Origin of the sequence: Ekhidna sp. (genome assembly GCF_963691765.1) — a bacterium.
In the GTDB taxonomy this organism is placed as follows: domain Bacteria; phylum Bacteroidota; class Bacteroidia; order Cytophagales; family Cyclobacteriaceae; genus Ekhidna.
In genome coordinates this window covers 1,129,078-1,153,572 of record NZ_OY829375.1, presented here as the reverse complement: position 1 = coordinate 1,153,572, position 24,495 = coordinate 1,129,078, and the positions used below count along the sequence as shown (strand labels likewise).

Below are 24,495 nucleotides of genomic sequence, written 5' to 3'. Positions count from 1 at the left end.
AAGCCCAATCAATTGGGCTTTGGCATGTCTTAATTTTTGTATTACATTTTTCTGACCTTACCGCTTCCAGAAGAATTAGCATTTATTCTTTTTGGATCACCTGCATAGTAGACACTGCCGCTGCCAGAAATGCTTGCATCTATTTCGTCTGTTGCAGTGATATAACAGCTTCCAGAACCACTTATTCTTGCAGCAAAAACCTTCACTGTAAGATCTTCAGCTTTTACCTTCCCAGAACCACTGATCTTTGCTTCAGCTTCTTCTGCTGAGCCATCTAGTCGAATGCTTCCAGAGCCGGAAATTCTTAGATCCATCTCATCGCTGTTTAACTCTAGTTCCATGTCGCCAGAGCCACTAACTGATAGATCGATATCTTCAGTCTCAAGTGGTTCTTTTCCTTCAATTAAGCCACTTCCACTTACAGAGAGGCCCTCTATTTTACGCATAGTCACATAAATGTCGACTTCTGATCTTCTCCATCCATTACCCCATCCCCAACTTTTTTCGCGTTTAATGACCAACTTATCTCCACGCATTTCAAATTCTATCTCCTCGAAAATATCATCATCACATTCAATCTCAACTTTTTCGCTGGAACCCTGTCTAAGGTGGACAGTCCCCGCAACTGCTAGCGCTAGCTCAGAAAAATTGTCTACATCGACCGTTCTTTTTTGACCATATCCTGAGACAACTATTGCTGTAGTAAGTAGTAAGGTTATTAAAGTCTTCATTTTATTTATTTTTTAATTAGAGACAAGTTCTATTACCTAAGGTTGCAAGCTAGTAAGGTTTTTCTCCAACCCAATTTCCTGAAGGATCATAGTTACAAACCCAGATATCCATTCCATTGCATTCAATCTTGGCACATCCTACTTTCGTAGTGGTTTCCCAAATTATTTGAGTGTAATGCCCACACATTTTACCCGGCCGACACTTATTCCTTTTGTAGCTGTAGTCTGCCTTCTCGCTTGCCCAAGCATCAACTACATATTTTGCATCAAAGGCCCCAGCAGTTCCCTTAAATAAGTTCTCTCCGTAATCGTTGTTTGGTCGATGTTCCCATCCGCAGTTCATTTGTTTTAATTGCTTTGCCCAATCAGCAGCAAGCGCCGCCATCTCCTCAGACCACACTAATTTTTGGTCTACTCCTACATCAGCTCTCCAATAATTGTGGCGTTCAAGTACTACCTTAATTTCTTCATCTGTAAGTGCTGTTTGACCCTCTACACAATCTATCGATAGCCAAAAGAAGGTCATGAAAAATAAAATAAATTTCATTTCAATAATTATGATTTAACATATTCTCTATTTCATCTTTTCTGATAAGATGAAGGTACTTTGCTAAATAAAACGCACCAACGCCACTTAAGATATGCCAAATGAAGTGTGACCCCATCGGAAGGTATTCGATCATGGCGAAATCAAGACGTCTAAAGACAAGGCTGAGAGATAGAGCTATAACAGAAATTAGTATAAAATGAATGTGACGAAGTTGGGTCTTGATAAGGAAAAAAATAACAGGAAAAAAGATTAAAAATCCGGTAATAAAGTAGCTCAAGTTGGTCGCGAATTGACCACTGAAATACTCAAATACAGCATATCGAAGGAATGAGAAAGGAACAATTACTGTTGCCACTTGCCAGCGGTTTGGTAGGATTTTGTCCCAGAAATATACACTCACCGAGAATGTGACAATTGCTGTTGGTATTACATCCATCCAAAGTAGAAAGCTGGATGTCCTGAATGCATGATAGAAAAGACTCCCTGTTCCTCCTAGAAACAAGAACGGCATGAGAAAATAGAGAAATGAATAATCCCTGAAATTCCATTTAAGTCTAAATGCCCAATAGATTGGAGGCAGAGCAATGGCTAAAGATGTAAGTGCATTCCATGGTTCGGCTATGAAGGCTGTAAGGTCAGTTTCGGCGTATACGGGCCCACCATCTGTTGGGAAAGGCATTTGCATAGTTCTATTTTATAGTGTTTTAACAATACGAATAACTATTTGGCAGGGATTTTGATTATTCAATATTATAGCTAAGAACATATAAATGTTCTAGTCTTTTTGGTTAGTTGAGGACCCTGTCCGCCAGCCGGCGGATGGGGTTTCTTTTTTTCAATAAACGTCCAATTTCTGTGGATTCTGTCGTCAAGATTTATAAATTGAAAAAAAACCCTGAATCGTTTTGCAATCCACGGTCTCAACTCAAAATTCCTTGCTCGAAGATTATAGAAGTGTAAGGGCTCAAACACAATTTCTTTGTGATCCACTAGAAATCGAAGACTTTGTTGTACAACCAATAGTCGATGTAAGTCCATTAAAATGGCATCTTGGACATACCACATGGTTTTTTGAAACATTCGTCTTAAAGCCAAATGTTAAAGGCTACAAGGAGTATCATCCTAAGTTCCCTCTGCTGTTCAATAGCTACTATATCTCTGCTGGCGATCGATGGACCAGAGAAAATAGGGGCCAGCTTACACGCCCAACAGTAGAGGAGGTGTTTGCATATAGAAGGTATGTAAACGAAGCTATGGAGTCGTTTCTGGTCAATTCAGTATCATCAGAAATTTCAGATGTCGTGATTTTAGGACTCAATCACGAACAACAACATCAAGAACTGTTTTTATATGACATAAAAAGAATTCTTGGAGATAATCCATTACACCCGCCATATCGTGAAGATGGAAAACGGAAAAATGGGGTGCAATCCCCGAAAGCAACATGGTTAAATGTGTCTGAAGGAAACTATGAAATTGGATTTGAAGGAGTGGGATTTCATTTTGACAATGAACTTGGGCGTCATAAAGTGTTTTTGCATGAATATGAAATCTCATCACAGCTGGTAACCAATGGTGAATATTTAGAATTTATAAAGGATGGAGGATATTCAAACCACCTTCTTTGGCTTTCCGAGGCATGGGACTGGGTCAATGAAAATCAGATTAATTGTCCAAGGTATTGGAGTCAGGAAGATGGAGGTTCATGGTGGCATTACTCCCTGCAAGGGTTTGAGAAGATCAATTTAGATGACCCACTATGCCATATTTCGTATTATGAAGCAGATGCTTTTGCCAGATGGAAAGGTTGTAGACTTCCTACAGAGCATGAGTGGGAAGTAGCTTGTAACACATTTGTAAATCCTTCATCTAATCAAGCAAACTTTGTGGAAGAAAATACTTTTAGACCAATTCAAACTACTGATTACGACTTTTTGGGTAATGTATGGGAATGGACTTCTAGTCCATATATAGCATACCCATATTATAATCCGCCGGAAGGGGCTTTGGGAGAATACAATGGGAAATTCATGGTGAACCAAATGGTGCTACGCGGTGGTTCTTTTGGTACAGCTAAAAACCATATACGCTCTACTTATCGTAACTTCTTTCACCCACATTTACGCTGGATGTTTTCGGGCATTCGGTTAGCAAAGCATATTTAAGATATAGATGTCTAAAGATACAATTACCCTAACACCCTTAGCTGAAGACGTATTTAACGGGCTGCAAGCTGATAACAAATTCTTGTCTTCAAAATATTTTTATGATGCTAAAGGAGATGAGCTATTTCAGCAAATCATGCATCTGGATGAATACTATTTGACTCGGAAGGAACTTGAAATCTTCAATACACATAAACAAGCGATTCTAACTGCTATCAATGACGGATCTCCATTCAGAATTATTGAATTGGGGGCAGGAGATGGCCTTAAAACAAAGGTTCTTTTAAAGCATTTTCAAGAAGCTGGAGTAGACTTTACTTATACACCCGTTGACATTTCTAGTAATGTCCTTGAGATCCTAGAGCAGAATTTACAAAATGAAATTCCAGGCTTGAAGATTGAGGCCTATGCTGGAGATTACTTTGATGCCTTAGCTGAGATATCCGAGCGTCCGGAAAAGGATATCGTCTTCTTTCTAGGATCAACAGTCGGTAATTTTTCACAGATTGAAGCAGAAGGATTTTTGACCAAACTGCAGCAATTTCTAAAGCTTGGGGATTTACTGTTCATGGGCGTCGATTTGAAGAAAGACCCATCGATTATTCTGAGTGCCTATAACGATGCACAAGGTGTTACCAGGGAGTTTAATCTGAATCTTTTGGATCGTATCAACTCTGAACTTGATGGCAATTTTAATCGCGACCTATTCCAGCATTACCCTTACTATAATCCACATACGGGCGAGTGTCGCAGCTACCTAATTAGTAAAGTCGACCAAACAGTTACAGTAGATGGAGAGGATTTCCACTTTAGAGCTTGGGAAGCGATTTTCATGGAGATATCAAAAAAATATGATCAAGTTCAGTTAGAATCTTTAGCTGGAGTCACTGGGTTTAAATCCAAGGCGTCATTCCTTGATGAGGAATGTTGGTTTGCCGATGTGCTTTGGGAAAAGTAGAAGTTTTATTGATGAAAATCGATCGTAGGGTCATCCTTATAATAGCTATATGGTTTGCTAGGTACGATCGAAATATGAATGAAGTGCGCATGAGAAGATTCGAACTTCCACGGGATTGCTCCCACCACCCCCTCAAGATGGCGTGTCTACCAATTCCACCACATGCGCAAGGGATGGCAAAAGTAACTTTTTGAAGTTAATTCTTTCCAAGGTCCATAAAAAAAGCCGAAAGAATTTCTTTCGGCTTCTATAATTTTTTCAATTACTAATGACCTGAATCGCCGTTCTCGTCATCAACTACACCATGTGTATGATAGCTATGGGTAATTTTCTCAGTCTGCGAAAGCAATAATGCTGAAACGATAAATACCATATGAATGACGATCTCAATGATCACACCCTCAGTACTGGTTTTTTGTACTTCGTTTCGGTAGTTCATAAATGTTTTCAACAGATAAACCCCGGATATTGAAGCAAGAGAGGTAGCCAACTTAATTTTTAATTGTCCTGCATCAAGTCCTTCAAGCCATAACGGCTTATCTTCATGCATATCGACATCTATTCTACTAGTAAATATTGAGTATCCACCAATGGTTACCATTACTACGAGGTTCATTACCATCGATACATCTACAAGTCCCAATACCTTAATCATGACTTCAGTTTCATCCCAGATGGTTATATACTTTACCATATAAAGAAGTTCCTGAAAGAATTTATATAGATATAGGAATGATGCCACAATTAGGCCGGAATACAGGGGAGCCTGTACCCATCTACTCCAGAAAATAAAACCTTCGAAAAAGCTCTCAAACCGGCTCATTAGTGAATTTTCGTTGTCCATTTTTTCTCCCTAGTTAAATTTAAAAACTGAAATATAAGCGATTATTTGAATGATGACCTTTCAAAGGTCCAAATTAAATCTAATCTTCATCGAATAATACCAAAGTACCACCTATATAGTCATGTAGCGCCTTCTTTTTTTCTGTAAAAATGATGGCTATGAATCCACCAAATAAAAGTATTAATGATAAGATCTTTGAAATATTTCGCACAACTGCTTGTATGAAGTTTAGTTCTTTTCTGCTATTACTTACCACTTTTATCTTTACCCATCTTTTTCCAGGCGTTGCGCACAGAGGACTTATTTCGAAAAGAATATTGTAACCAAAATAGATTCCGGTAATAAATAAATAATCATAGTTAGATTGTGGGATCAGTAATGATGCTAGGTAGTAAAGCAATAAAATTGGCAAGAGGTCAATATTATGAGCTAAGAGTCTTGTCCAAAATCCAGCATACCTATGTTCCTCGTTTTTCAATCCGCTAATTATTTAGCTACAAATCAACAACTATTACACTGGTTCTAAAAATTGAGGAGCATCTTCAAGTATGGTTAAAGGACGATTTTAGGGTGTTGATAGGTGATTCATATAGTCCATGAAGAAAAACTTGTTAATCATAGACAGAATTAATCGCTACGTGACAACTAATTTTTTACCTTTAGGAAAACCTAATGACTTACTATGTTGCCTACCTGTTCTTTAAATAGAAAATTTGCTTTGTGCATTTTTTCCATTTTCTGCTTTTGTACCGTTCGAGCCCAAGAGCTAAAGAATATCAATACCGGAGCTATTGTAAAGCACGTTAAGGTGAGCTTTGATGGAAGTAAAGTGGTTTTTATTGCCAACTACTTTGGAAGCTTCAAACCGTATTTGGCGAATTATAATTCGGATTCTTCTTTCTGGGATAAACCAACACCCATATTCGAGAGCGATGACATTTCCGGGATGGATATTAGGTATCCTCAGCTCAATTTTGACAATAGCACGTTGTACTTCTCAGCGAAATCAGCAGATAAAGCAAACTATGATATTTACTACGCTACATTTGAAAACGGCAAATGGTCAGTACCGAAGGAACTAGATATTGGAGTTAATTCGGTAGTAGACGAAGATGCTCCGGCAATTTCAGCTGACGAAAAGAAAATATTGTTTACCAGACCATTGCCGCCGGAAGAAAAGGCCGATGACTTTTGCGGTCAGCTTTTCTACAGTGAACTCACCGAATCAGGGTCTTGGTCAGAACCGGAATTGCTACCACCTGTTTATAATACAGGATGTGTTTGTTCTCCGTATTATGCACGTGACAATAAAACATTCTTTTATTCCTCACTAGAAGATGTGTCAGATGAAGAGGGGAGACGATTAGCACGAAAACAATTTTCAGTTTTTTGGGCCAAGATAGATGGCTTATTTAGGTATAACCCCAAACCTATAATTTCTTTAATTGAAGATGAGGATTTAATCTCACCTTCTTTAAATAGAGATAGCACATTGTACTATAACAGTGGTGAATTCACTCGAGGGGAAAATAAGATATCTTCTGCTGTTAAATCACAGAAACTATCGACTGCTTTTAAACCAGTAGAAATGACTTTGGTTACTGGAAGAGTAACTGATGAGCAAGGAAATCCACTGTCTGCTACAATTCAGGTCATAAACCCATATACAACTAAGGTATTTCAGGAGGCAAGCAGTAATGCAGAGGGATATTATCAAATATTTATTCCGGAGGGTGAACAATTTTCACTTCTTGCATATAAAGATCAATATTCTGCACAATCCAAGCTAATTGAAAGTGATGGCATGTTGATCACCAATGATTTCGAATTGTTTCCAAGTGTTGATATTACATTCAATGTATTTGACCAGGAATTCTACTTCCCAATTGATGCGAGCATATCCTTATACGATTCAGACTTTGAGTTTATCGAGACTATCGAAATGACTCAGGGTGAACAGACCAATATTTCATTAGGTAAAGAATTGAATGTCATTTTTAATTCTGAAAATTATTTTTCAGACACCTTGAATCTTCCTTTTGATGAGGAGGTAATCTTCGATTTTTTTGATTTCGATATTGAGCTAACACGTACTTTGAAAGATGTTTCGCTTTCGTTTTCAGATGAAGATGGCAATAATTTGGGTCTTGAAATAACTGTCTATAATGTTAGTAGAAATGAGAAGACTAAACGAAATGTGAAGGATGGGAAAATAACTCTTCAGCTGCGTGATGGAGAAGTTTACGAAATCAGCACTTCTGCTGAAGGATACAGTTACTATTCTGCAGAGTTAGATTTATCAGACGAAGAAGTACTAAATGAAGTAAGCGCAACGCTTCAGTCCGTTGAAAATGTTTCGCTTGTACTTAACAACATCACATTCGAGCTAAATTCTTATGAGCTAAACTCAGCATCTTATGAAGAGCTGAATAAGTTGGTGGGGTACCTCTCTGAAAACGAAAGATATAAAGTAGAGATTTCTGCTCACACAGATAATGCAGGAGGAGATAAATACAATCTTCAACTTTCAAACCTTAGAGCGAATTCGGTTCTCCAATACTTGCAGGATAATGCAATAAAACAAGAGAGGCTGGTCGCGATTGGTTATGGGGAAGCTAACCCTTTAGTTCCTAATGATACAGACGAAAATATGGCAAAGAATAGACGGGTAGAATTTAAAATCTTAACGGAGGAATCAAAATGAAAAAGGGATTCTTAATATTGATTCTAACATTGAGTGCTAGTTGGGGCTTTGGCCAAACAGGTGCATTTAAGAAGATACTTAATGATCGATCTACTGTCGATCGAGAGGTCTTCTATGATCAACTCATTCAATTTCAAAAGGAAAATGTATCGTTTAGTAATGTTTACTATCAGTTGGGTAAGCTTGAGCAAGAGACTTTTTCAGCGCTTGATCCTATAGTAGATCGAGTAGCGTCTAGGCAACGCATTTATAACGCTAAAACCAATTTTGGCTTAGCAAAAAACTACCTCGATGCAAAGGAGGTATCTAGATTTCCAGAATGGTATGATGTTACAGATGTAACTAATAAAGACTCTCTTACAATTATGGGGGTGAGGAATATTGAGAAAAGCTATGAAGACAGTGAAGGGTATGCCGTTTATTATGAAGAGCTCATTGAGAACTATGACAAAGCAGTCTTTCATTACCTCAAGGCAAGAGAAGGGTTTATTTCTATCAATACCAGTGCTGATAATTTAAGACAACTTTTTTTAAAGGCTGATGACTCACTTAAAATGGCTGTCAAGAAAGTTGGTATGAGCTTTGACTCATCCATGTACTATACTGATAACTATCGTGAAATCTATCAAAAGCTACCTCATAAGAAGAAAAGAGAGGTAAATATTAACAAACGTGTAATCGACCATTTTAGAATGAACGGCATTACTCCTGCAAACTTCTTGGCTGATGATATCGATGTGTGGGACTACAAACAATGGTCTGAAAGATTTCTAGATCTCCTTAAAATTGAAGTAGATGGTCTTCAAAATGAAATTAAGACTGCCTTCAAGTTTTTTGTTGAAACAAATGACAGAATGCTCAATGGAGATGAATGTATGCAAGCTCAGCTTGACGATCTTAAATTCCAACGGATTATCAACTTGATTACCAAATATGACAATGAATCTGTGTTGATTGACGTCTTTAAGTATTTGATTGCGAAGCTTGATTATGGCAATAGATACGTCTATGAAAAAAATTGCAATGTGTTAAATACTCCGCCAACTGATGATTATCTGTCACGAAAGGTCCGAATCTATCAGAACATGTTCACATCTTTTCAATTAGCAGATAGTCTTGATGAGGCAATAGTTTCATCTGGCCATGAGCAAGAAACTTTTCAATGGTTTTTTGATGACTTGATGCCCGGAGAAAATGGAAGTGCAACTTTTGCGCAAGAACAGGAGGAAGAAAATTATCGCTCGTTTAAAAGTGAATTAGAAGGATTGATTGCGAAACAGAATATCCAAAAATTTAGAACTGAGCCGATAACCGATTGCTTCTCCGCTGACAGCGTTTTTCTAATTGTAGGAGCTTTGGCTGAAGGTAATTTTTGTGCTTCTAAGAAACTAGAGCTCTCTGATAGTTTGTCGTTATTTATTGGAAAGAGAGATGATCAAAACCTTTTAATTGGTACTTCTCCCAGAGGTGAAGATTATGAGAATAAATGGGAAATTGAACCATACAAGAACTCTGAAATTTCATATTTCAAAATTGTAGGTGATAGTACCTATTTAATTGGAGGGTTTTCAGGTAAGGCTTGGCTTTCACAAATTTCCTCAAGTGGGGGTGAATATTTTACATCTACCTTGAAGTCTACAGATCCTATAAAAAATGTGATGGTAAATCAATTGCAAGGGAAGGCGATCGTGCTACAAGGAAATGGCAAGAATTACTCCATCTCGAATGTGAATTTTAATGGAAAATTAGAATCATCCAAGAACATCGAATTACCAGGTGACTACATTGGAATGTTTAGGCAAGAACAGGCAATTTGGATTTTCACACATATTAATGAAGTTGAAGGATCCAAAGTAGTAGCATCAGTTTATGATGAAAGCCAAGCTGTAGTTACCAATGAGATTACCTACACCTTTGATACCATTCTTAAAAACCCATCAATTATTAAGAATGATAATGATTATATCACAGTACTTTCCAATAGCGCATTTGCTGAGGATGAAATTGTTTACGCCTTAATGAATTATGAAGGAGAAATTGATCATGAAACCACTTTTTAGTCTATTATTTCTTTCTCTTTTTTCTGCTTCACTTGCTCAAACACAAGTTGATTTCAATCGTGAAGTAGATCTTATTGAGTCTTATATTTCAAGAGGAGAGTATGAGTCTGCTAATCAACAACTGATTGAATTACAAGAATCAATTGCCAACACTTCATTAGACGAGCAAGATACCGTAAGGCTATTCTTTACATCTAAGTTTGCTTTTGTTGCTAATCAGCTAGGAGATTGTGAAAATACAATCCAAAGAAGTAAAGAAGATGTTGCGATAAGAAGTGAAGTTTACGGTGAGGGAGACCCGATAACACTTTCTTCATTACGAAATCTTGGGATCTATTATTTGAACTGTGATTCAACTGATGAGGCGAAGGAAATGCTTCTTAAAACAGTACAAATTCATCGTGACTCAATTGGAAAACCAGACGAACTCTATGCTCGGTCGTTGGATGATCTAGCCTATGTACATGGGGAGTTGGGAGAATTTGATGAAGCAGAAAGGAGTTATGAAGAGTTGCTAGGACTGCTAGGAGATGGGAAGAGCTCTTTCTATCTGCATGTGATTGAAAATTACAGTGCTTTATTAATGTCTGCAGAAAAGTATAGTGAAGCAGCATTGTACTATGATGATTTGAATGCCTATTTGAAGAACCAGGAAGACTACCATTTTTTCCTAAAAGACTACTATAATGTCTTTGTTCATGAGAAAGATTATGTTAAAGCCTTTGAGGCTGTTAGTACCCTGTTGAATTGGTGTGATTCAAATGGTAATATTTGTTCAGATTCTGAGCTTGATACCAAAGAATTTGTGTTAAACGCAGCGCGTCTTGCAGTACTTCTTTATCGCAGTGATGATGCCGCTCAATTTTATACACAAGCCGAGAATCTTTATAAGGATACGCCCGAATATGTCTCAATTTTACTGGAAGAGGCCAGTCTTTTCAATCAGACCGGTCAAAAGTATAAGCAACTAAATACGCTGAGCAAATCATTAATCATTCATCAATCCAAGAATATGATTGATAGTGCTACGTATACTAAAACGGTACTAGAACTTGGCAAGCTGCATACGGAGATGGGAAAATTTGATCGAGCGGATCAAGTATTTAGTGACTACATCGCTGTACTGGAAGAGAATCCCAATTCCGAACCTCAGGCTTTAGCAGTGGCATATCAGTCATTAGGTAATCAAAAATATCTCCAACAAAATTTCAAGGACGCTGATAGCTACTTTTTAAAAGCTCAACAAATTTTGAACAATGAAGGCTTGAATAATTCTTCAGAGTATGCTTCAGTTTTAAATAGCCAGGGTGCACTTTATGAAGCATTGGCAAACTATGAAAAAGCGAATGCAAACTATAGAGAAGCTCTTAAGATTTCTTCAGAGGAAGAGTCTGGTTTGAGAATAGCACTAGCTACTAACCTTGCAAATATTCTAACTCGAACTGATTCAGATAATGATTCAATACTTGTCTTATTGAATCAAGCTATTGAATGGCAAAGTGCATCTTCAGGTAAAGACCATCCTTCCTATTCTAATCTCCTCAGCAACAGAGGAGTTTATTACCAGAAGAATGGTAGATATGAAATAGCGCAAAAAGATTTTGAGGATGCTATAAAGATTTTTGAATATACCGTAAGAGAGGATCATCCTCAGTATTTATCTGCCTTGTCAAATTTGGGACTGCTTTATGATTTGGCTGGTCAAAGTGATAGAGCGCTCGAAGCAATGCAAAAGTCAAAGAATCTATATGCTAAGTATTATACGGACACTCATCCAGGATACATTAGAACGGTAAATAATCTTGCCAATTTATATACAAAGACCGGTCAGTACGACCTTGCTGAGCCATTGCTCTTATCATTAGCCAGTGCGCAATTGAAGGAAATATCAGAATCCTTTACGTACTTATCAGAATCTGAGAAAAAGAGATTCGTGGAGGAAAAACAAAAGCTTCTCAACAATTTCAAGGGATATGTGGTCGCTCGATCGAATGCGGACGAGGGAAGCATAAAACCGCATGTTGTAGAAGAATGGTATAATCTTGAACTGAGTACCAAGGGGATGTTGCTTAATTCAACCAAACAGGTAAGAGAGCAGATCTTTAACAGTGGTGATCAAGAATTAATTAGACTATTCTCAGAGTGGACGATAGCTAGGAAACAAATTGCAGATCTTCAATCGCTCAAAAGTGAATTGGTTCAGAGCAGTAATGTGAAATTGGATAGTCTATTGGAGCAAACCAATAGTTTGGAAAAAGAATTGTCTAGAAGGTCGGCCTCTTTCGGTGGTTCCTTTGGTAGTCAAACTCCCACTTTTGATCAAATAAAATCCAAACTGCAACCTGGAGAAGCGACCGTTGAAATTATACGGACTGAATTAAATGACGAAGGAATATATACTGCCCTGGTTGGTATTAAAGATCAGGAGTATCCCGAATTAATTGTAATAGGCAAAGGAGATGAGTTTGAATCCAAAGGGTTTGCAGTCTATAAAAATGCCATAAAATTTAAGGTTGAAGACCCTAAGTCTTTTGATATGTTTTGGAGGAAGATTTATGATCATCTTATAGCTAAAGGGATAAGTAAGATTTATTATGCTCCCGATGGAATTTATCATAAGGTCAGTGTGAACACCCTGTTTGATCCTCAGACCAAGAAGTATCTCATCGATGAATTAGAAATAGTACAGCTAAGTTCAACAAAAGATGTGCTTTCACTCAACCTAAATGTGAGTGAAGAGGTGGTTATTAGCAGTGCATTATTAGTGGGTAGGCCATCTTATAAATTGGGAGAGACTACTACCATGGTAGCCTCAACTCGTAGTTTCGAACAAATATCCAATGTTGCAGATCTACCAGGCACTGAGGAGGAAATCAAGGCAATACATGGTTTGGCACAAAAATCTATTTCCGACTGCCAAGTTCTCTTAAAAGATGATGCAAGCGAGACTAGTGTTAAATCTCAATTAAATAGAGATTTGGTACACATTGCAACACATGGATTCTTTATGGAAGACGAGAAAGCTCCAAGTACGGATCCAATGCTTAGCTCAGGATTATTACTTGCCGGGGTTAGTGATATACAATTAGATCCAGATCAGGATGATGGCATTCTTACTGCGTATGAGATCATGAACTTAAATCTGACAGAATTAAAAATGGTCGTATTATCTGCTTGTGAAACAGGATTGGGAGAGATTGCTTCTGGTGAAGGTATCTATGGATTGCAGCGTGCCTTTTTTGTTGGAGGGGCAGAATCTGTGGTGATGTCACTATGGAAGGTCGATGATAATGCTACGAAAGATCTTATGACAGCTTTTTATAAAGAATATCTTAAAACTGGTAGTAAGAGGGAGGCCTTTTTGAGTGCGCAACGTAAAATCAAAAAGAAGTATAAAGACCCAATTTATTGGGGGGCTTTTGTAATGTTAGGAGGATAATCAAATCGCTATTGCAATCTTATAATTTTTGGATACTTTTGCCCACCGTTTGCTAAAGCAACTGCCTGAGTGGCGGAACTGGTAGACGCGCACGACTCAAACTCGTGTTCCGCAAGGAGTGCCGGTTCGATTCCGGCCTCAGGTACAAAAAGCCTCTCATTGTTGAGAGGCTTTTTTGGTATTATCGAGAATGATTAAAAATTGAACATCGTCGAGGACATTATGAAATAAAAAGTTCTATTTTTAATGCTGCATTAACATTGAGAAAGTTTAGATATTGAGTAATTCAAAATATACCTGTTTAATTATTGAAGACGATCCTGCATTTGCAGAAATCCTAAAAGTAGTTGTCAACAAGGTTCAAGAAGTTGAGCTTTTGGGTACAAGCGACAATACTTTAGATGCTGCAAAAAGAATAGATATAGATAAACCGGATATTTTGCTTCTTGACATCAATATTTCGGGACTTGAAGGTCCGGAAGTATTGGAAATCAGCGATCACAAGCCCAAAACGATTGTTATAACGAGTCATCCGGAAGAAGTTATGGAGAATTACGATGTTGAGTACGTCACTTTTATTCAGAAGCCACTCAAAAATTCTGACCAATTAGTTAATGCAATCCATAAATGCCTTAAATTGATGTAACATTAAGGCCGGCAGGAAAACTTCCTGCTGAATGAATTTAATAACTAAGATCAACCAAGCAGGCCTATCAGGCCTAACCGACCCGCTAAGCTATAGACGAGTATTATTTGTTAATAATCTTGCGCTAATCAGTAGTACTATTGCCCTGCTAGTAAGTATTCTGATATTTTCTGTTGGTCTATTTCCACAATACATTGTAACATTTGTCGGAGGTTTATTATTTCTATTTGTGATCTATCTAAACCATTTGGGGAGATATTTTATTGCACGAACATGCTTTATATCCGTATCAGTAAGTTTAGTAACCATTGCTTCCTACATCGCCTTGAAGCAAGGTAGATTTAATGAGGTGGAGAATATACTTATTGGGTTTATGGCAGTGAATTACCTGCTTTATGATGGTAAATTCAGATACCTGGGTTTTTGGTTGATTTATGGGATACTCATTTGGCTAAAGTTTACTAAGAATCAATTTTTAGGACTTCCATTCGACTTGGAATTCTATTTGACCTTGCAGAATGTCACACTCCTCTGCGTGATCGTTTACCTTTTTGCTAATGCCTTTAGAAAATCTCTCCTAAAAGCATTTTTTCATCTCAATGAAAAAGATGAAATACTCTACTCCATGATTGATAACGTGCCAATTTTTCTGGGCCTTCTGGATGTTGAGAAACAATACAAAATGGTCAATATCAACTATGAAAAATCTTTTGGTAAAAAGCGCAATGAAATAATCGGTTCTCATATAAAAGATGTCCTTCCTGACAATATTTTACAAAAGCATATTCCATTAATAGAGCGAACGCTGAATGGAGAAAGTACAGAGTTTTTAGAGTTCACTGAAATGCCAGATGGGAGTACTTTCTATGCAAGTGGTAAGTACGACCCTGTTGTGTCAAATACTGGAGAGGTTACGGGGGTTTCTGTTTTTGTAAATGATATTACAAAATTAGAGGAGGCAAAAAACAAACTAAGAGCGGCCAATTCTACGAAGGATAAGTTATTTTCAATCATTGCGCATGACATAAGAGGACCGTTGGATTTATTCGAAGGTTTATTAGACTATTCTTCTCAAGGTGCTATTTCCAAGGATGACTTCCTGAAACATCAACATACAGTTAGGGTTAAACTAACAGATTTAAGAGACACAGTAAATACGCTGTTGGAGTGGGCCAGGACACAGTTGGATGGGGTAAATTCCTCACCATCACCAACAAATATTGAGGAAGTAGTTATGTCAAATATTGAACTATATCAAGGGCTGATTGATAGAAAGAAAATTAAAGTATCTGTTGATATAGAACCTGAGACAATTGCCATTGTAGATGCAAATCATTTAAAAATAGGAGCGAGAAACATTATTCACAATTCATTAAAATTTACAGGCGAAGGGGGCAAGCTGAACATTCGCGGTTTGCAAATAGAAAATAACGTCATCCTGGAAATAGCGGATTCTGGATTGGGGATGGATCAAACAAAAATTGATTCGATTTTAAAGAAGGAAGTGCAAAATTCTAAAAGCGGAACAGCTGGTGAGGCTGGAACCGGACTTGGATTGAGTTTAAGCCTGGAGCTTCTTGAGAAAAATAATTGTGATGTAGCAATCAGTAGTGAACTTGGTAAAGGCACCGTTACTACGATATCAATGCAGCCCAATTGATAATGCCCAACCGTTTTCGGTGAAATATTAATACAATATCTTATATTACAGTCGTTTAACCAGCGTAATAATTTTGTTAAACATTTTGTTGTTCGCGAAGGTTACTTTTAGTCGATTAATCTTATTTAATCATTGAAAGTTTAAACTTTTCGGTTTAAGTCACCTGATGATTTCCATTACGCTTAAGAGATTTTTAAAGATTGGCATGTCTTATGCCCAAAGTCCTCTTGATAAGAGAAGGATAGCTCTATTCAATTATTTAATTGTTTTTTGCGTAGTTACATCAATTTTATTGGGAGTTATCACCTTGGCTTTTGGTCTTGTATTTCAGCCAATTCTTTGTTTAGTAGCAGCTGCTGTGTTATCAGTTTCATGGTGGTTTAATTCTAAAGGTTGGATACGTTTTTCAAAGGGATATTTTATAAGTTTTTGCGTCCTCTTAATTTCAGGCGCTTCGCTTATTTACATTGAGAATGGACAGGATGTGGATTTGGAGAATATGTTGTTCGCAGCAATGGCTATTTCCATGTTTCTGATTGACGGCTTTAAGAAGCACCTGACCTATTGGCTGATTTTTGCTTGTTTTCTCATTTTAAAAGTACTAAGCTTAAATGCACAAGGCATAGAAGGTACAATTTTTGGGTTGACCTTGATAAATAATATTGTCGTTTCCGGAGTATTATATCTCTTCTTATATGTTTTCAGATCAATCTTAATAAAGACCTTTAATAGGTCCAATCAACAAGAGCGAACACTTAGATCTCTTTTAGATAACGCACCATTACTAATGGCACTGGTGGATGCTAATGGCAATTTTATTTTAGTCAATCATAATTATGCCAGTCGGTTTGGACAAAACCGATTTGATCTAATTGGTAAAAACAGAAAAGACATTCTTCCTGATCATATTTTCAAGAAACATGAACCGATGTTTCAAGAGGTTCTTAGAAGTCGTGAACAAGTTTCATTTTTAGAGGAAACAAGTTTGCCGGATGGGTCTGTTATTTCGGCTAATGGAAAGTATGAGCCTATTCTGAATGCTGAAAATCAAGTAGAGTCAATAGCAATTTGCGTTGATGATGTAAGTGAGCTAGTTAGAGCGCATAAAGCTTTGAAGGTAGCGAATGAAACGAAGGATAAGTTATTCTCAATTATTGCTCACGATATTAAAAGCCCTTTAAATCTCTTTCACAGCATCTTGAGCTTGAATAATGATGATGTGATTTCGAAAGAGCAATTCATGGAATATCAGGAGAGTTTAAAGAAAAGGTTAACTAGTCTGACGGATACCGTTGATGAATTGTTAGAGTGGGCACGTATGCAGCTTGGTGGAATTAGTGCTTATCCTGCAAAAGTCAACGTTAGCAATGTCGTTCATGAAAATGCGGATTTATTTCACACATTAATTGAAAGAAAGAAAATAGATTTTGAAATTGATGCTCCAACAGAAATGGAAGCATGGATCGATGAAAATCATTTCAAAGTTGCTATTCGAAACTTAATTCACAACGCAATTAAGTATACAAATGGAGGTGGCAGTATTAAAGTGAAGGGAGATCAAAATGAGTCTGAGACTACGGTCAGTATAATTGATTCAGGAGTTGGAATGAGTTCTGACAGGATTGAGTCTATCATCAAAAAAGAAATTCAAAAATCGAAGGTGGGAACTGACAAAGAGATGGGAGCTGGGCTTGGATTAAGCCTTAGTTTAGGGTTGCTAGAAAAAAATAATTGCAACGTTTCGGTGACAAGTGAGATTGATAAAGGCACCACCATTGAAATTAAGATTCCGAAAACAGAGATGAAATAAAAAAACCCAAGCTGAAACTTGGGTTTTGGATAGTGACTGGCCTGGGGCTCGAACCCAGGACCCACGCCTTAAAAGGGCGTTGCTCTACCAACTGAGCTAGCCAGTCATTTTTATTCTCCTTTCGTATAAAAAGAAGTGCAATTCAAGACCTCTGTCTTAAATTGCGGATGCAAAAATAAATATCTTAATCAATTTTACCACATGATTATGAGAATAAAGGTGAGAATATTTTTTGGATTTTTTTTCTGTAGTGTTTTTACCGCTTTAACAGCCCAAAACGCTGATTTAAATAGCGCAGATTCTTTGTTTAATAATCAGAAATATACTGAGGCGTATGAATTGTATGAAGAATTGTATCAAAATAACCTTGCATCAGCTTCAATGTTATTGAAAATGGCCTTTATTCAGGATGGTTTAGGCAACTATACCGATGCATTATTCTTTTTAGATCAATATTATCAAAGCACAGCTGATCGAAGTGTAATAGGTAAAATAGAAGAGATTGCTGAAGAAAATGGTTTAGCAGGGTATTCTTATGATGATACTGACTACTTCCAAGCCTTGATCAATCTATATAAGGTTCATTTTACCTTGTTACTCTCCGCGATTCTAATTATGCTGTTGGCGTATGTTTATCGAAAGCATAGACAAGATGAGCAAGCAGTTGCAGCAGGCATAATCCAACTCTTCACAGCTTTTTGCCTTTTAATGATACTAAACTTCAAAGCATCTCCAGAGGCGATATTAAATTCAAATGGGACATTACTAAGGTCAGGTCCATCAGCTGGCGCTGAACCCATTGAAATTCTAAGCAAAGGACATAAGGTAAAGGTCTTGGATCAAGATGATGTTTGGACCCAAATACTATGGGATGGACAAGAAGTTTTTGTTAGAAATGGAAAGCTTAAAGTTATTTGAGCGGATTGTCCGGTTCTTTCTTCATCATGTTGTAAACCATTTTATCCAATCGAGATGGAATTATTTTATTTAAAAAGACAGCCATCTTTCCTTGGAATGTAAGAATCAAGTCACGCTTATTTCTTTTCGCGGCATTATACGTCCGCTCAGCCACCTCATCAGAGCTCATCATTTTCTTCTCATCTCTTGGAGATTCGCCTTGTGATTTGCCATCAGCAGTAAGCGCGGTATTTCGAATATTCGAACTAGTAAAACCAGGACAAACTACGAGGACATTTACACCACGACTCATTACTTCTGTCCTCAATGATTCGAAAAATCCTTGCATCGCAAACTTTGAGGATGAATATGCCGAACGTGCAGGTGTAGACCTCCAACCGTTGATAGAAGAAATGGCGATTATGGTTCCTTGAGATTCCAGAATATGTGGAAGAGCAAATTTGGTGGCATATATCGCGCCATAGAAATTGATATCCATCAATTTCTTGAATACATCAATGTCGACATCTTCAAATAGCGCGCGCATTGAGATACCCGCGTTGCAGATAAGCACATCGATCCTGCCAAATTTCTTAACTGTTTCATCAACCATCTTTTGATTGTGATCTTTGTCTGCAGCGTCAAGTTCAAGCGCAAGATGAGGCCGTTCGCCAAGTTCTGAAACCACCTGTGCCATTCGCTCACCGTTCCTTCCTGTAAATGCGACTGCATAGCCTTCATTGGCGTATTTTAAGACTAATGATTTTCCTATCCCAGAAGACCCTCCTGTAATAATTGCGACCTTTTGCATACAAACGTAAAAATGAAAATGGTATAACTTTTGCCAAGATAGTTCACATTGAAAAACTTTTGATAAAAAGAAATGCGATGCAACCTATTCAGGCGTTTGAGCATTAACAGTAAAACCTTTCAGTAGCCTAATGAAATTAATCACTTTCACCCTAGCAACATTATTGACAATCTCTTCTTTTGCACAAACTGGAATAAGGGGAGTAACAAAAAGTGAATCTGGAGAAATACTTCCATTTTCAACCGTATATGTTAAAGGCACTACTAACGGAACAACTTCAAACAGCGAAGGTCAATTTTTCCTTAAAACTTCGGCTGGAACTCAAGTTATCGTAGCACAGTATGTTGGCTATAAGGTTGTTGAAAAGCAAATCACATTAAATGCAGGGCAGACCATTCAGTTTGATTTTGTATTGCAAGAGCAAGCGCTTCAATTGAAAGAAGTGGTGGTTACAGCTGGAGATGAAGATCCGGCATATAGGGTGATTCGCGAAGCGATTAGAAAAAGAAAATTTTATGAAAATGAAGTAAGCGCTTTTAAGACTGATGCATATCTCAAAGGCTTATTCAGACTGGATGATAAGCCCAATAAAATTTTAGGTCAAAAGATAACCATCGATACGGGCATCCTTTATCTATCAGAATCTGTTTCAGAATTTTCCTTTGAGCTGCCCGATAAGGTTTCTGAGCGAATGATAAGCTCGAAAGTGAGTGGTGATGAACAAGGATTTAGCTTTAATAAAGCCTCTGACTTTAATATAAATGCATATAGCAAGTTTATAGATCTTGATATGGAACGAGAATATGTATCTCCCATTTCCCCACAGGCATTTTTATTTTACGATTATAGACTTCTTGGCTTTTTTGAAGAAGGAGGTAAGCTTATAAATAAAATACGGGTGATTCCTAAAAGAGAGACCGATCCCGTGTTTGAGGGTATCGTTTACATCGTTGAAGACGAATGGCGGTTTCACACGATAGACTTATTTGTTACCAAGGCTCGTGGGTTGGAGTTTATTGATTCCTTGAAGATTAATCAAGTTTTTGCGCCAGCCGAGTACGACATATGGATGCCGATTTCTCAAAAGTATTCATTCAAGTTTGGTGCCTTTGGCTTCAAAGGAAGCGGATATTACATTGGAGTATATTCAAACTACAAGGTTGAGCCAAATTACGAGGCTTACAAGGCTGCTAACCTATATGATGCGAAGTTTGGTGCAGTAGAAGAGGAGGCGGATCTTTTTCAAGAAGAGGATTTTACTGCAGAAGTATTGGTTGTAGAGGAAGGTTCTAATGAGCGAGACACGGCATATTGGAGGAATATTAGGCCAGTACCTTTGACCGCTATTGAAGTAGAGGATTATCATGTAAAAGATAGTATTCGTGTAGTCAAAGAAAGTGTTCCATATAAAGATTCTGTAGACAATGAGACCAACAAACTCACAATTGGTAATATCTTCTTGAGCGGGTATTCACATTCCAATAGCGTAGAAGAAAAGTATTGGTCACTACCAGCGGTTATCAGCATCTTTCAGTACAATACTGTAGAAGGCTTCGTGCCAGAAATTCAGCCTACAATATGGAAGCAAGTAGATGGTAGGACAAAATATTGGATAAGACCTGCGGTCAGATATGGATTCTCTAATGAAAGATTTAATGCGAAAATCGAAGGTAGCTATCGAAAGCTCGACAACAAGTTTACCAGGTTTTATGCAGGGGGAGGTAGATACATCTCTCAATTTGACGAATCTGAATCAATAACCCCATTCATAAACAGTTATGTAACTCTTGTCAGCGGCGAGAACTTTTTAAAGATTTTTGAGAAATCTTTTGCCTACGTAAGATTCCAACAGGAGTTGAAGAATGGTATTCTGATGAATACAAAGTTGGAGTACGCTTCGAGGGATACTCTTTCAAATACAACTGATTTCACTTTTCATAAAAGTGACGGAGAAGATTTCACTATCAATCAACCCGTGAATGCCGAACTAGCAGATACCAGCTTCCCTTCTCATCAAGCGTTGATTTTTGAAACCACCTTTAGATTTAGGTTTAAGCAAACCTATGCTACAAGGCCGGATCGTAAATTCATTTATAGTTCTAAGTATCCAGAAGTATTTCTTACTTACAGAAAGGGGATAAAGGCAGCTGGTGGAGATATAGATTTTGATTTCTTACAGTTGAGAGTTTCGGATGATATGAAGTTAGGTCTGATAGGAACAAGTACTTATGCGATAGGAGCTGGCGCTTTCTTAAATGATAATGCGGTTACATTCGTCGACTTCAAGCACTTTGCGGGTAACCAGACCTCTTTGAGTCAAGTCGGCAAGTCTTTCAAGTTTGAATTGTTACCATTTTATCAGTTCAGTACAACAGAGCCCTATTTGGAAGCTCACTATGAGCACCATTTTAATGAATTTATATTCAATAAGATACCATACGTGAAGAAGCTTAACCTGCAAGCAGTTGCCTCATTGAACTACCTTACTCATGATACGATTGGAAACTATTTAGAAGTAGGGGCGGGAATTGAGCATATCTTCAAGTTTATGCGTGTGGACTATTACTGGGCATTCAGAAACAGCGAATTTGTGGACAGTGGCTTTAGAATAGGAGTAGGATTTTAAAGATCACTCATCACTTCATAAGGTGAATGAAGCCTTTAAACTCGGAGTTGGAGTACTTAATTGCATAGTAATAGACACCGCTAGGGAATCCGCCTCCTGTCCAGATGAAATCCCGAGATTCGGATTTAAATACGGGTGATCCTGCTCGATTGGTAATAACTATATATTCGAAGATATTGTCGCAGTTATCAGGTGGTAAGTTTTGATTTGGGTCAGTATTTCCAGAAAGACTAAATACATCATTAAGTCGATCCCCATTAGGAGTAAAAATATTAGGAGGGAGGAATGAATTTTGTCTTTCACTGTCGTCAAAGATTTCAACAGTGAGTTTGATTGTATCAATATTGGCAATAGGACAAGCATTATCTGAAACTTGAATAATTAGATCTTGTAATGAAGAAGTTTCATTTGCTCGTAGCAGCGAGCATTCCGGTTGCCATCTTAAGATTGAAGTGACTCTTCCTTGACCAGTTGTAGGTTCGAGTTCCAATGATTCGGATGATGGCTGTCTTACTCCTTCGGCAAACTGAATGGTAATTTCATCATCAGGATCTGCATCAAAAGCGCTAATTGCTATCTCTGCATATTCATTGACTCTAAGCGAAAGGTTTTGATCGATTGGATCAAAATCAGGGCTCGTATTTTCCGGGTAGTTTATTTGAATAACATGTCTGAGTGTGTCAAAATTTTTGACTTTACATTTATCATCATCGTCAGCAATGAACAAAAGTTCAAACTGTTGTCCATCTATAAATCGATTCGCATCACAGCTCAAATCCCATAAAAAATTGGAGCTGACATTCGTGTTGCCTATTGCAGTAGAAAATGATGCTCCGTAAAATTCGGCATCAAAATTTCCTGGTATAAAAGTTAAGGTGATGTCATCACCATCTGAGTCATTTGCAAAAACATCAATATCTATCGTTGATCCAAGGTCTATCTCGGCAGGTAAATTAGTAGTCAAGAAAACAGTAGGGTCAGTATTCGGAGGTAAGATTACAGTTGCATCTATAAATACCGTATCTCCTGGTAAGTCGCATATGTCATTGTCATTCACAATAACACCTACATTGAAGTTTTGAATTTCTGAAAAATCAAAAGTTTCACAATCTGTATCCCAGGTTACTGTTCCCTGAATGCTACCAGGTGTTGCAACTACATCGATCAGATCAAAACCAACAGCGGAAGGGTCCTCGACACCTTCTATATACAGTGTCATATCGAGTTCATCTCCATCAACATCTCCTGCTGATATAAGTTGGGTATATAAAGGGCTGTCTTCTGGTAGAGTGATAGAGGTCATGCCAGGTGTTGCAATCGGCTCACTATTGGGAGGAGGTTCAACCTGTATGGTTAAACGTAGGGAATCTAATTGAGGCAATGGACATGCGTCATCAGCGGCAATTAAATCTAAAATAAAAGGCTCATCTCTGATCGGAGGGCAATCTGGTATGCATGCTTCTATTTGCAATTGACTGGTGCCATCCCCAACTGGAATTTGATTTAAGGTAAAAATTTCATCCAAGTCTTCATCAAAATTTACACCTTCTGCTCGCAGTGAAATAGTCTCGCCTATTGTAACATTAGAGACAACAAAATCAAAGCACTTTTCCACATCGCTGGCAACATATGTCAGCACGTCCACATCAGGGTCAAAGGTTGGATCCCCAGGGATATCGATGTCTACAACAGGTGGGTCCGGCGGTTCACATCCATCAACTACAAGAAGCTGAAAGTCCCTTCTCACTTCACCAATTTTTTCACCGTCTCGGTATTCTTCGACTTTAACCGCAAATACAAATAGACCTGTCTGATCTGGTTTGACTGTCAATAGTCCTCTATTACTTATCCTTAAAGGTGGCGATCCACCTACCATATTGTTTTCTGAGAATCCGCTAGCAAAAGTTACCTCCAAATGCTCCTTAGGAGTGGGAATTGGGACAGCCTCAACTGCTGAACTATTGAGAGGCGCTGTCAGCGAATAAACTAATGAATCGCCGTCCGGATCTACACCAGTGAATTCCACATAATATAACTGATCAATGCATGCATAGTCACTTAGCGGTTTGAATAAAATCGGAGATGAGTTTACGAATACTTTCCCATCTTTCATCAATGGAGGAATCTCAAGCACATAGGTCATTCCTGTGCCATCAGGATCTACTATGTTATCAATGGCTTCGTTTCTACAGCATCTTTCCCACTGGATATAGTAACCTTCAGCACTTGCATATTGAGAAGGACTAAGTGCGACATCAAATGAATAGAGGATTCTTGAGGTGCGAAGCTCATCTCTTGCACATTCAATATTTGTGTATTCTACATTTTCAATTGAAACTTGGAAAAGCCGATGAACAGACATCAGTTGATTGTCTCCATTCCGGAAAATGTAAACATCTACGAACGGGTCTGCTTGTTGATTATCTTCTTGCGCTTCGTCAAAATATTGGATAAGGTTTATGCGATAAAGTCCATCGCTCATATAGATGAATTCAATCTCTCCACCAACAATGTGGAAGGCATTAGCAACTCCCATGCTAAGAATTAGGCCACAGGTGATTAAAAACTTCTTCATCTTACCAATATCTACAACA

Annotated in this window: 17 protein-coding genes and 3 tRNA genes; 11 read left to right on the top strand and 9 right to left on the bottom strand. The window is 37.8% G+C overall.

Annotation, left to right across the window (positions count from 1 at the left end):
• Positions 1–41: 41 nt before the first annotated feature.
• Genes ACY650_RS05470 through ACY650_RS05460 form a run of 3 tightly spaced genes read right to left on the bottom strand, consistent with a single transcriptional unit; the run spans position 42 to position 1,966 of the window.
• Positions 42–731, bottom strand: a complete 690-nt coding sequence (locus ACY650_RS05470; protein WP_462252540.1) for a head GIN domain-containing protein — start codon at positions 729–731, stop codon at positions 42–44.
• Positions 732–780: 49 nt separating this feature from the next.
• Complete coding sequence (locus ACY650_RS05465) at positions 781–1,278, bottom strand: CAP domain-containing protein (RefSeq protein ID WP_462252538.1); 498 nt, start codon at positions 1,276–1,278, stop codon at positions 781–783.
• Between the two features lies 1 nt (position 1,279).
• Positions 1,280–1,966, bottom strand: coding sequence for a hypothetical protein (locus ACY650_RS05460; RefSeq protein ID WP_462252536.1), 687 nt, complete (start codon positions 1,964–1,966; stop codon positions 1,280–1,282).
• A gap of 250 nt (positions 1,967–2,216) precedes the next feature.
• Here ACY650_RS05460 and egtB point away from each other — a divergent pair, with 250 nt between their 5' ends.
• On the top strand, positions 2,217–3,446 hold the full coding sequence (gene egtB, locus ACY650_RS05455; RefSeq protein ID WP_462252534.1) for an ergothioneine biosynthesis protein EgtB: 1,230 nt from the start codon (positions 2,217–2,219) through the stop codon (positions 3,444–3,446).
• A gap of 7 nt (positions 3,447–3,453) precedes the next feature.
• Complete coding sequence (egtD, locus tag ACY650_RS05450) at positions 3,454–4,404, top strand: L-histidine N(alpha)-methyltransferase (protein ID WP_462252532.1); 951 nt, start codon at positions 3,454–3,456, stop codon at positions 4,402–4,404.
• 84 nt (positions 4,405–4,488) lie between these two features.
• On the opposite strand, the gene ACY650_RS05445 is transcribed toward egtD, so the two are convergent.
• The 3 genes from ACY650_RS05445 to ACY650_RS05435 all read right to left on the bottom strand — a co-directional run bounded on the left by ACY650_RS05445 (position 4,489) and on the right by ACY650_RS05435 (position 5,726).
• Positions 4,489–4,572 (bottom strand) — tRNA-Leu (locus tag ACY650_RS05445).
• A 97-nt stretch (positions 4,573–4,669) separates the two neighbouring features.
• Entirely contained in the window at positions 4,670–5,227 is a 558-nt protein-coding gene (locus tag ACY650_RS05440) for a TIGR00645 family protein (protein WP_462252530.1), read from the bottom strand.
• A 100-nt stretch (positions 5,228–5,327) separates the two neighbouring features.
• Positions 5,328–5,726 (bottom strand): RDD family protein, encoded by a 399-nt coding sequence (locus tag ACY650_RS05435; RefSeq protein ID WP_462252528.1) that lies wholly within the window; start codon positions 5,724–5,726, stop codon positions 5,328–5,330.
• Between the two features lie 204 nt (positions 5,727–5,930).
• Between ACY650_RS05435 and ACY650_RS05430 the strand changes: the two genes are divergently transcribed.
• From ACY650_RS05430 to ACY650_RS05400, 7 genes are all read left to right on the top strand, one after another.
• Positions 5,931–7,952, top strand: a complete 2,022-nt coding sequence (locus ACY650_RS05430; protein ID WP_462252526.1) for an OmpA family protein — start codon at positions 5,931–5,933, stop codon at positions 7,950–7,952.
• Positions 7,949–10,012: a hypothetical protein gene (locus tag ACY650_RS05425; RefSeq protein ID WP_462252524.1), complete on the top strand. Its 2,064-nt coding sequence runs from the start codon at positions 7,949–7,951 to the stop codon at positions 10,010–10,012. Before ACY650_RS05430 ends, ACY650_RS05425 begins: the two co-directional genes overlap by 4 nt.
• Positions 9,978–13,451 carry a CHAT domain-containing protein gene (locus ACY650_RS05420; protein WP_462252522.1) on the top strand — a complete coding sequence of 1,158 codons (3,474 nt, stop codon included), beginning with the start codon at positions 9,978–9,980 and terminating at the stop codon, positions 13,449–13,451. Before ACY650_RS05425 ends, ACY650_RS05420 begins: the two co-directional genes overlap by 35 nt.
• A gap of 63 nt (positions 13,452–13,514) precedes the next feature.
• Positions 13,515–13,596 (top strand) — tRNA-Leu (locus tag ACY650_RS05415).
• A 132-nt stretch (positions 13,597–13,728) separates the two neighbouring features.
• Positions 13,729–14,097: a LytR/AlgR family response regulator transcription factor gene (locus ACY650_RS05410; RefSeq protein ID WP_462252520.1), complete on the top strand. Its 369-nt coding sequence runs from the start codon at positions 13,729–13,731 to the stop codon at positions 14,095–14,097.
• A 31-nt stretch (positions 14,098–14,128) separates the two neighbouring features.
• Positions 14,129–15,757, top strand: a complete 1,629-nt coding sequence (locus ACY650_RS05405) for a PAS domain-containing sensor histidine kinase (protein ID WP_462252518.1) — start codon at positions 14,129–14,131, stop codon at positions 15,755–15,757.
• A gap of 166 nt (positions 15,758–15,923) precedes the next feature.
• Positions 15,924–17,567 carry a PAS domain-containing sensor histidine kinase gene (locus ACY650_RS05400; protein ID WP_462252516.1) on the top strand — a complete coding sequence of 548 codons (1,644 nt, stop codon included), beginning with the start codon at positions 15,924–15,926 and terminating at the stop codon, positions 17,565–17,567.
• A gap of 33 nt (positions 17,568–17,600) precedes the next feature.
• Here the strand turns inward: ACY650_RS05400 and ACY650_RS05395 are convergent.
• A tRNA-Lys gene (locus ACY650_RS05395) sits at positions 17,601–17,673 on the bottom strand.
• A 95-nt stretch (positions 17,674–17,768) separates the two neighbouring features.
• On the opposite strand from ACY650_RS05395, the gene ACY650_RS05390 reads away from it, so the two are divergent.
• The gene (locus tag ACY650_RS05390; protein WP_462252514.1) at positions 17,769–18,485 is read left to right on the top strand and encodes an SH3 domain-containing protein; all 717 of its coding nucleotides are present in this window, start codon (positions 17,769–17,771) and stop codon (positions 18,483–18,485) included.
• On the opposite strand, the gene ACY650_RS05385 is transcribed toward ACY650_RS05390, so the two are convergent.
• Positions 18,478–19,275 (bottom strand): SDR family oxidoreductase, encoded by a 798-nt coding sequence (locus ACY650_RS05385; protein ID WP_462252512.1) that lies wholly within the window; start codon positions 19,273–19,275, stop codon positions 18,478–18,480. The two genes, ACY650_RS05390 and ACY650_RS05385, sit on opposite strands and share 8 nt — an antisense overlap.
• A 130-nt stretch (positions 19,276–19,405) precedes the next feature.
• On the opposite strand from ACY650_RS05385, the gene ACY650_RS05380 reads away from it, so the two are divergent.
• Positions 19,406–21,901 (top strand): DUF5686 and carboxypeptidase regulatory-like domain-containing protein, encoded by a 2,496-nt coding sequence (locus ACY650_RS05380; RefSeq protein WP_462252510.1) that lies wholly within the window; start codon positions 19,406–19,408, stop codon positions 21,899–21,901.
• Between the two features lie 10 nt (positions 21,902–21,911).
• On the opposite strand, the gene ACY650_RS05375 is transcribed toward ACY650_RS05380, so the two are convergent.
• The gene (locus ACY650_RS05375; protein ID WP_462252508.1) at positions 21,912–24,476 is read right to left on the bottom strand and encodes a T9SS type B sorting domain-containing protein; all 2,565 of its coding nucleotides are present in this window, start codon (positions 24,474–24,476) and stop codon (positions 21,912–21,914) included.
• Positions 24,477–24,495: the final 19 nt, after the last annotated feature.